Below are 7,103 nucleotides of genomic sequence, written 5' to 3'. Positions count from 1 at the left end.
TTGTTCATTTTTAATTGTAAACTTTTCATTTTTAGTTAACTGTATATTCTATACATATGAGGTTAACATAACCCATCATTAGCGTTAGCGAGGAAAAAGGACAACCCTGCTCTCACAAGTGAACCCTTTTTTAGTTCTATGAATCTATACATATTATATACATTCCTATCCTAACGTGGTTTTAGTGCTCTTGTTTGTTACTGGATTAGCCAAAAAACTGTATAAAATCTTGCATACTATTAGCGTGTTTTTCAAAAATACTGGCATCCCCCAATTTGTGCTTTCTTATGGATATTTCTTGACTCCTCATTAAAACACTCTCCTGTTCTTTGTCTATCTTTAAGAATAAACCCTGCTTGTTTATTTCAAGTTCTTGCATCGAGGCTTTACCTCCTCTCAAAGCCAAACAAACAATTCAGATTACATACCTATATCAAACTAAACATTCAATCTTTATCCAATTTGTAAATAAAAAAGGATAATCAGCCCCATAATGGACTAACTATCCTCTAAATTATTATCTAAATTCAATAAAGTGAAACTTTAATCAACCCTCACCAATCGGGCTTTTACGGGCAGTTGATCCCCACCTAATTTCTTTGCTTCCGCTGAAATTTGAGATGAGGGTCTTACTGCCCGGCAAATAGCGGGATAAAACTAGAACTTCTTTTCCTATGTATCATTACTTCGTTACTTCACCAAACTGCGCTCTCGTCACTTTCGCCAAGTCATCTACTTTAAGCTCAATTTGTATACCGATTTTCCCTCCACTTACAATGATCGTATTAAGTGATTGGGCACTTTCATCAATACATGTAGAAAATAGCTTTTTCATTCCAACTGGTGAACAACCGCCGCGAATGTATCCTGACACTTTCGTAATATCTTTTACAGGAATCATTTCAATTTTCTTTTCACTTACCGCTTTTGCCGCAGCTTTTAAATTTAGTTCCTCATCCACCGGAATAATAAACACATGATAATTTTTACTATTCCCTTGAGCGATTAACGTTTTATATACTTCTCTCACTTCTCGTCCAATTTTCTCGGCTACTGATACGCCATCAATTTTCCCATCGTCTGGATCATATGACATCATCGAATATTCAACTTTTTCTTTATCTAATATTCGCATCGCATTTGTTTTATCTTTTTTCATAACGTTCTCCTTAAAAGGTTATTTCATATTATTAAGTTTTATTATACACCCTTTTCCATTTCTCCTACATAACTTCACGTATTTTTCAAAACTAAAAATATTGATAATTCAAAAATCATCTGATATAATTTGGAAAAACTTATGTTAAGGAGAGATTTCTAATGCAAAATGTTAATACTTCTTTCCAACTTCATCATCATACGTAACGCCGTGTATCCGAAGAAAAATTTTTCTTCGTGGGTACAGGGCTTTTCCTGTTGACCCACGAAGCGTTCATAAAGCTATGTGGGTATTTTTATACTCACATAGCTTTTTTTAATTTAAAAAGGAGTGATTACAATGGAAATGAGAAATGTAAAAGGAACGAAAGACTATTTACCAGAGGAACAAGTGCTGCGAAATAAAATTAAAAGAGCTTGTGAAGATACGTTTGAACGATACGGATGCAAACCTTTAGAAACGCCGACGTTAAATATGTATGAGCTTATGTCTTACAAGTACGGCGGTGGCGATGAAATATTAAAAGAAATATATACACTTCAGGATCAAGGAAAACGTGAGCTCGCCTTACGATACGATTTAACTATTCCATTCGCAAAGGTTGTGGCAATGAACCAGAACATCCGCCTCCCTTTTAAACGGTATGAGATTGGGAAAGTATTTCGAGATGGGCCAATTAAACAAGGAAGATTTCGTGAATTTATACAATGCGACGTTGATATCGTCGGTGTTGAGTCTGTCATGGCAGAAGCTGAACTTATGGGTATGGCGTTTGAACTGTTCCGAACGTTAAACTTAGAGATAACGATCCAATATAATAACCGAAAATTGTTAAATGGTATTCTTCAGGCCATTAACATCCCTACTGAGTTAACAAGTGACGTCATTTTATCATTAGATAAAATCGAAAAGATTGGGATTGATGGTGTACGAAAAGATGTATTAGAGCGCGGAATTTCTGAAGAAATGGCTGATACGATATGTAATACCGTATTATCTTGTCTAAAGCTTACTATCGCTGACTTTAAAGAAGCTTTCAATAATCCACTCGTTGCCGATGGAGTAAACGAACTACAACAATTACAGCAATATTTAATCGCCCTTGGAATAAATGAAAATACGATATTCAACCCGTTTTTAGCGCGAGGACTCACAATGTATACAGGTACTGTATATGAAATCTTTTTAAAAGATGGATCGATTACATCTAGCATCGGTAGCGGTGGTCGATACGATAACATTATCGGAGCTTTCCGTGGTGATAATATAAACTATCCAACAGTCGGTATTTCATTCGGTTTAGACGTTATTTATACAGCACTATCGCAGAAAGAAACAATCTCATCTACAGCGGATCTATTTATCATCCCACTCGGGACTGAGTTACAATGCTTACAAATTGCCCAGCAATTACGTTCCACCACTTCCTTAAAAGTCGAACTTGAACTAGCAGGACGCAAATTAAAACGCGCCCTTAATTATGCCAATAAAGAAAATATCCCTTATGTGCTTATTATTGGGGAAGACGAACTTAGTACAAACACTGTTGTGTTGCGGAATATGAAGGAAGGTAGTGAGGTAAAGGTTCCGATTTCTTCTTTAAGTAGTTATTTATAATACGAACCACCCTCGTTTGGGTGGTTTTTCTATTTTATAGATTATAATTAGTTTACATAAAATAATTACAATCTACTCAAAGCTACAAATATATAATATCAAATTATTCATTATTTTTGGTAATATATAGCTATGAATGATTTTAGGAGGATTCACTTTGAAAACCTACATACAAGCACTAAAGTGGACTACAGGGATCTATCATCTTTTATTACTTCCTTGTTATTATGTATTTCCAAGTCTTGTTAACCTATATGGGATACCTTTACTTCTATTGATTGTGTTACATATCACTACTATTTTATTAGCTAAAAAAGTAGACATGAATACGTACCCTCATTATATCGGCATTATCGTTACTCTAGTTGCCTTTTTCCCTTATATAGACATCGTTCTACATATGATAGCAGCCATTTTCCTTATATTAGATGCTGCTTCTACGAATGCAAAAGAAGTTTATGATTCATAGATGGATAAAATGAAACTTTAATCCATTGAGTTTTGAAATAGGTCAGCAAAAAGGATTTACTTTTTAAGTAAACCTTTTTTCATTTTTAATTACTTTCCTTACTCCAGAATAATAAAAGAATATTCTGTTTAATTTTTATAAATTTCTAAATATTTATAAAACATTCAAATTAACATACATTTTAGTTATGTAAAAAATCTAAGTTTTAAGGAGATGAATCCATGCTTAAAAAGTTGATAGCAGGTGCATTATTAACTGTTTCGTCGTTAGCTGGAGGAGTGGGATTAGTATCAGCTAGTACCGAAAAGGATTATTCGATTTCCTCTTTCGAATATGTAACTGTAGATGAAAAGACTGTTGATTCGTTTAACAAATTGAGTGCTCCATCAAAGGAAGACGTAAAAATAACATTAGTTCTACCGAAACAAAATCAAAATGGAGACTGGTTATCTTATGGATTTTCGAGCAAAGAAAGTTTAGAGTCTTTTATTGAAAAAGATAAACAAAGGTTGAATAATTCAATCACTCCCCTTGGTGTTGGTGGAAGCGGACCTGGTAGTACAGACTTCTATAAACACACAAATCAAGGTAGCGAGTATTTTTCTCTAAGTAGCGGTTATAAAAACTTGTCTGCTAGTTGGCAAAATCAAATTGTTTCTGTACGTACAGCATCCCCCACTGCTAGCTATTCAACAACGCTATGGGAACGTACTTCAACGGACGGATATGGAAAAGGTGTTGTTTTTAAACACGCTGATTGGTATGGTCAAATTGCAAACTTAAATAACTTTCCAACTTCAGCAGTTGAAGTTGGAAAGTAAAAAATATAGAAATAAAAGGTGTTTTCACGTATGAAAACACCTTTTATTTCTACAATTATTTCTTCTATAACAATTTCAACTCTTAACTATTATTTTTCGTATCCCTACTCTCCAAAACTTTCTCCATATTATGAGTTGCCCATTCCATCATTAATAGAATCACTGGACGTAGTGATTCACCAAGCTCAGTTAACGAATATTCAACTTTAGGTGGCACTTCACGGTATACTTCACGATGTATAATGCCATCAGCTTCAAGTTCTCTCAGCTGAAGTGTTAACATTCTTTGTGTGATATTAGGTTTTAATCTTTTTAATTCATTAAACCTCTTTTTCCCATCTAATAAATGATACAAAATAACACCTTTCCATTTTCCACCAATCACCTCTACCATCGCTTCAACTGGACAAGAATATTTATTTAAAAATGGGTAATTTATATTATTTTCGTTTGGACAATCCATAATAAATCCCTTCCCTTAACATTAGTATCTTTTTTGATACTATACCACATAAATGTGCGTACTTGTATCTATGTTACTTTAAAAATATAATTTACTTACAAAATAAATTAACGAAAAGAGGAACTTTTATGACAAATACAAACGAAATTACAAAAGAGAAAATTATGGAGGCTTTTCATTTCAGACATGCATGTAAAGAGTTCGATCCTATGCACAAAATTTCAGAAGAGGATTTTAAATTCATTTTAGAAACAGGCAGATTATCTCCTTCTTCTTTTGGATATGAACCTTGGAAATTTATTGTCGTACAAAATAAAGAATTAAGAGAAAAACTACAACCGTATTCATGGGGCGCTGGTGGGCAACTTGCAACAGCAAGCCATTTCGTCATTGTTCTTTCAAGAAACATTAAAGATATGCATTATGATGCAGAGTATATTAAATATATGATGAACGATATTATTGGATTGCCTGAAGACACTCAAAAAATTAGATATGAATTCTTCAAAAAGTTCCAGGAAACAGATTTTAACTTATTACAATCCGATCGTACTGTATTTGATTGGGCATCTAAACAAACTTATATTGCTTTAGGTAATATGATGACGAGCGCAGCTCAAATCGGCATTGATTCTTGTCCGATAGAAGGATTCGATAAAGAGAAAGTAGACTCCTTACTTCGTCAAGAAGGCATTATACAAGGCGATAATCTTGAAGTATCAGTTATGGTTGCCTTTGGTTACCGTAAAGAAGATCCAAAACGTGATAAAACAAGACAGACTATGGATACAATTGTTGAATGGATTAAGTAATATAGCACACACAAATAATGCTCCTAATAGCTGGATACTTATACTAAAGAACTATTAGTCGTTTTTCTTATGTATGAATTTGGTTTTTCATGGAAAGATATGTTAGTATGTATACAGTTTGAGTGCTCTATTTTTAGAGTCGAACAGGAGGAGAATGAATATGTCTGATATTGAAGTTGGCGAAGTGTTTACTCTTAGTGATGAGAATAACGAAGAGCAAGAAGTAGAAGTACTTGGAGCGATGGATGTCGAAGGCGCAGAATATATTGCAGTTGCCTTTGTTGAAGATATCCAAACAGAAACTGAGGAAGACATTGATATTTTCTTTTTAAAAGTAGAAGAAGATAATGAGTTTTCATACATTGAAAATGATGAAGAGTTTGATAAAGTATCTGCTGCGTTTGAAAAGATTTTGGATGAGCAAGAGCAAGAATAGTATGAATGAAAAACACGGGGGCGGATGTATATCCGCCCTCTTTTTATTACTCATCCAGAGACTCACGCAGTAATCGCAGTACATCTTTCATCGCAAAAGGTCCATCTTTTTTAACATGCTCCGCAAATTCTGAAACGAGACGTAATGTTCTCACACTTTCGATTGGATGTTCTCCTGATGCACTTTCAGCTGAAAGCATAACTGCATTCGTCCCGTCCAGTACAGCTTGAAACACATCAGTCACCTCAGCCCTTGTTGGAATAGAATGATCTACCATAGATTGAAGCATTTGTGTTGCTGTAATGACATATGTATTCGTTCGATTACATTCCTGAATCATCATTTTCTGTAAAAGCGGAATGCATTGATATGGTAACTCTACTCCTAAATCGCCCCTTGCAATCATAATTCCATCTGCTTCTTTACATATATCTTGAAAATTCTCGATTGCTTCCATCGTTTCTATTTTTGCAATTACATTAGGTGACGTTTCTTTATACTGTTGTATAAAATCTCGTATTTCTTTTATATGACTAGGTTTTCTTACGAAAGAACATGCGATAAAATCAACATTCTCCTCTAAAAGAAACTGAATATCTTTTTTATCTTTCTCTGTAATAGCTGGTAAACGAACAGCCGCATCTGGTAAATTAACTCCTTTATGAGATGAGATATTGCCACCTGTTTTTACCTTCGTTTCTATTTTGTCCGTACTTATCTTTTCAACAATTAATTCAACTTCTCCATCATTAATTAAAATTCTACTGCCTACTTTCACATCATTCGCAATTCCTTCATAATCAACACTCGCTTCTGTATTACTCCCTGTAACTGGTTGTGTATGTAAAATAAAAGAATCTCCTGCCTGAAGTGTAATTTGCCCTCCTTTCACTTCACCTAATCTTATTTTAGGTCCTTGTACATCACCCAAAAATTTAATAGAGTCATCTAATGATTTCACTAAACGAATGATGTCTTTATGACTTTCATGCGTGCCATGCGATAAATTCAGTCGAACAATTTTCATACCATTCTTTATTAACTGTGCTAATGTTTCTTTATTATTACTTGCGGGTCCAATTGTACAAATTCGATCGATTGTCATTTTTGTCACCATCCTTTTTTTAATAAGTTTCCCATATGAACTTAAAAATAACAGAGATTCTGACATGAATAGATTTAAATTTACATGAATTTCATAAAATTAAACCTGTATCCCTTGCTGGCTAAGCATTAGAAGATATATTCGCTTTTTTGCAAATGAAGACATGTTGAATCGAAAGTAAAAGAAAAGTTAAGTATGGGATAAATCATTGAGAGTTTCGA

At 33.9% G+C, this 7,103-nt stretch carries 9 protein-coding genes; 5 read left to right on the top strand and 4 right to left on the bottom strand.

Translation table 11 applies throughout. The features are described 5' to 3' along the window. Nucleotides 1–205 precede the first annotated feature (205 nt). Nucleotides 206–379 (bottom strand): hypothetical protein, encoded by a 174-nt coding sequence (locus HMPREF1014_RS31515; protein WP_001156923.1) that lies wholly within the window; start codon nucleotides 377–379, stop codon nucleotides 206–208. 303 nt (nucleotides 380–682) lie between these two features. After that, a complete protein-coding gene (ybaK, locus tag HMPREF1014_RS08245) occupies nucleotides 683–1,159 on the bottom strand; it encodes a Cys-tRNA(Pro) deacylase (protein WP_000710892.1) in 477 nt (158 codons plus the stop codon). 339 nt (nucleotides 1,160–1,498) lie between these two features. On the opposite strand from ybaK, the gene HMPREF1014_RS08240 reads away from it, so the two are divergent. From HMPREF1014_RS08240 to HMPREF1014_RS08230, 3 genes are all read left to right on the top strand, one after another. Further along, nucleotides 1,499–2,776 carry a histidine--tRNA ligase gene (locus HMPREF1014_RS08240; RefSeq protein WP_000425994.1) on the top strand — a complete coding sequence of 426 codons (1,278 nt, stop codon included), beginning with the start codon at nucleotides 1,499–1,501 and terminating at the stop codon, nucleotides 2,774–2,776. A gap of 157 nt (nucleotides 2,777–2,933) precedes the next feature. Further along, nucleotides 2,934–3,245, top strand: a complete 312-nt coding sequence (locus tag HMPREF1014_RS08235) for a hypothetical protein (protein ID WP_000860723.1) — start codon at nucleotides 2,934–2,936, stop codon at nucleotides 3,243–3,245. Nucleotides 3,246–3,466: 221 nt separating this feature from the next. Then, on the top strand, nucleotides 3,467–4,066 hold the full coding sequence (locus HMPREF1014_RS08230; RefSeq protein ID WP_000914241.1) for a hypothetical protein: 600 nt from the start codon (nucleotides 3,467–3,469) through the stop codon (nucleotides 4,064–4,066). 82 nt (nucleotides 4,067–4,148) lie between these two features. Here the strand turns inward: HMPREF1014_RS08230 and HMPREF1014_RS08225 are convergent, their stop codons facing one another. Continuing rightward, complete coding sequence (locus HMPREF1014_RS08225) at nucleotides 4,149–4,529, bottom strand: winged helix-turn-helix transcriptional regulator (RefSeq protein ID WP_000340572.1); 381 nt, start codon at nucleotides 4,527–4,529, stop codon at nucleotides 4,149–4,151. A 128-nt stretch (nucleotides 4,530–4,657) separates the two neighbouring features. Between HMPREF1014_RS08225 and HMPREF1014_RS08220 the strand changes: the two genes are divergently transcribed. Both HMPREF1014_RS08220 and HMPREF1014_RS08215 read left to right on the top strand, forming a co-directional pair. After that, nucleotides 4,658–5,341, top strand: coding sequence for an NAD(P)H-dependent oxidoreductase (locus HMPREF1014_RS08220; protein WP_000185718.1), 684 nt, complete (start codon nucleotides 4,658–4,660; stop codon nucleotides 5,339–5,341). A gap of 154 nt (nucleotides 5,342–5,495) precedes the next feature. Further along, complete coding sequence (locus HMPREF1014_RS08215) at nucleotides 5,496–5,777, top strand: DUF1292 domain-containing protein (RefSeq protein ID WP_002005464.1); 282 nt, start codon at nucleotides 5,496–5,498, stop codon at nucleotides 5,775–5,777. 46 nt (nucleotides 5,778–5,823) lie between these two features. Here the strand turns inward: HMPREF1014_RS08215 and HMPREF1014_RS08210 are convergent, their stop codons facing one another. Next, nucleotides 5,824–6,882, bottom strand: coding sequence for a pyruvate kinase (locus HMPREF1014_RS08210; protein ID WP_000151086.1), 1,059 nt, complete (start codon nucleotides 6,880–6,882; stop codon nucleotides 5,824–5,826). Between the last annotated feature and the right edge of the window lie 221 nt (nucleotides 6,883–7,103).

The sequence above is a fragment of the Bacillus sp. 7_6_55CFAA_CT2 genome (genome assembly GCF_000238655.1).
Classification (GTDB): Bacteria; Bacillota; Bacilli; order Bacillales; family Bacillaceae_G; genus Bacillus_A; species Bacillus_A cereus.
This window is presented reverse-complemented; position numbering and strand designations above follow the sequence as displayed.

Excerpts from the sequence above, each read along its gene's own strand:
- ybaK (WP_000710892.1), bottom strand. The coding sequence starts at position 1,159 with ATGAAAAAAGATAAAACAAATGCGATGCGAATATTAGATAAAGAAAAA.
- HMPREF1014_RS08225 (WP_000340572.1), bottom strand. The coding sequence starts at position 4,529 with ATGGATTGTCCAAACGAAAATAATATAAATTACCCATTTTTAAATAAA.
- HMPREF1014_RS08230 (WP_000914241.1), top strand. The coding sequence starts at position 3,467 with ATGCTTAAAAAGTTGATAGCAGGTGCATTATTAACTGTTTCGTCGTTA.
- HMPREF1014_RS08210 (WP_000151086.1), bottom strand. The coding sequence starts at position 6,882 with ATGACAATCGATCGAATTTGTACAATTGGACCCGCAAGTAATAATAAA.
- HMPREF1014_RS31515 (WP_001156923.1), bottom strand. The coding sequence starts at position 379 with ATGCAAGAACTTGAAATAAACAAGCAGGGTTTATTCTTAAAGATAGAC.
- HMPREF1014_RS08220 (WP_000185718.1), top strand. The coding sequence starts at position 4,658 with ATGACAAATACAAACGAAATTACAAAAGAGAAAATTATGGAGGCTTTT.
- HMPREF1014_RS08240 (WP_000425994.1), top strand. The coding sequence starts at position 1,499 with ATGGAAATGAGAAATGTAAAAGGAACGAAAGACTATTTACCAGAGGAA.
- HMPREF1014_RS08215 (WP_002005464.1), top strand. The coding sequence starts at position 5,496 with ATGAATATGTCTGATATTGAAGTTGGCGAAGTGTTTACTCTTAGTGAT.